Below are 1,495 nucleotides of genomic sequence, written 5' to 3'. Positions count from 1 at the left end.
CCGCCCCGCGCCCCCGCCCGGCTCGAACCCGTCGGCACGTCCCTGGACGCCCTCGCGTTCACGGCGGCACCGGACGCCGGCCGGCAGCCGGGACCCGGCGAGGTGCGGGTCGAACTGCGGGCCACCGGCGTCAACTTCCGCGACGTCCTCATCGCCCTCGGCATGTACCCCGGTGCCGCCGTCATGGGCACCGAGGGCGCCGGCGTGGTCACCGCCACCGGACCCGGCGTCACGGGCCTCTCGGTGGGCGACCGCGTCATGGGCCTGTTCGAAGGCGCCTTCGGCCCGGTCGCGGTCACCGACCAACGCCTGGTGGTGCCCGTCCCGCAGGGGTGGAGCAGCACCGAGGCCGCCGCCCTGCCCATCGTCTTCGCCACCGCCCACTACGCGCTGCACGACCTCGCCGGGCTGCGGCCCGGGCAGAGCGTCCTGGTGCACGCCGCCGCCACCGGCGTCGGCCTGGCCGCGGTCCGCCTGGCGCGCCTGGCCGGGGCCGAGGTCTTCGCCACGGCCAGCCCCGCCAAGCACGACGTCCTGCGCGGACTCGGCCTCGACGACGACCACATCGCTTCCTCCCGGGAAGCGGGATTCGGCGACCGGTTCCGGTCCGTCCGGGGCGGCCGCGGCATCGACGTCGTCGTCAACTCGCTGACCGGCGCGCTGCTCGACGAGTCGGCCGGACTCCTCGCGGAGGGCGGCGCGTTCGTCGAGATGGGCAAGACCGACCCGCGCGACCCGCAGCAGTTCCCCGGGCGCTACCTGCCCTTCGACCTCGCCGATGCGGGTCCCGACCGGCTCGGCGCGATCCTGACCGAGATCGCCGCGCTCGTCGCCGACGGCACGATCGGCCGCCTCCCGGTCACGGCGTGGCCGCTGCAGCGGGCGTCGGCCGCCCTGCAGCACATGAGCACGGGACGGCACACCGGAAAGCTGGTGCTCGTCCAGCCCGCCCCGCTCGACCCGGACGGCACCGTCCTGATCAGCGGCGGAACGGGCACCCTGGCCCGGCTGCTGGCCCGCCACCTCGTGACCGAGCACGGCGTACGCCATCTGCTGCTGCTCGGCCGCCGCGGACCCGCCGCACCGGGAGCACCCGAATTCGCGGCGGAACTGGGCGCGTCGGGCGCCACCGTGACCACGCTCGCCTGCGACGTCACCGACCGCGCCGCACTCGCGGCCGCGCTCGACGGCATCCCCGCCGAACACCCGCTGACCGGCGTCGTGCACACGGCGGGCGTCCTCGCGGACGGCCTGGCCGCCACCCTCGAACCAGGCACGCTGGCCGAGGTCCTCGCGCCGAAGGCCGACGCCGCCTGGCACCTGCACGACCTCACCGCGCAGCGGGAGTTGGGATTCTTCGTCCTGTTCGGATCCGGGGCCTCCGTGCTGGCCGGGCCCGGCCAGGGCGCGTACGCCGCGGCCAACGCCGCACTGGACGCGCTGGCCCACCACCGCCAGGCGCGCGGTCTGCCCGCGACGTCCCTCGGCTGGGGCC

General features: G+C 76.4%; 1 protein-coding gene. It reads left to right on the top strand.

Annotation, left to right across the window (positions count from 1 at the left end; all coding sequences use genetic code 11):
• Positions 1-1,495, top strand: a 1,495-nt coding sequence (locus tag G3I40_RS12065; protein WP_164302153.1) for an MDR/SDR family oxidoreductase, incomplete at both ends; no start/stop codon positions are given.

Source organism: Streptomyces sp. SID14478 (genome assembly GCF_010548525.1).
Classification (GTDB): Bacteria; Actinomycetota; Actinomycetes; order Streptomycetales; family Streptomycetaceae; genus Streptomyces.
This window is presented reverse-complemented; position numbering and strand designations above follow the sequence as displayed.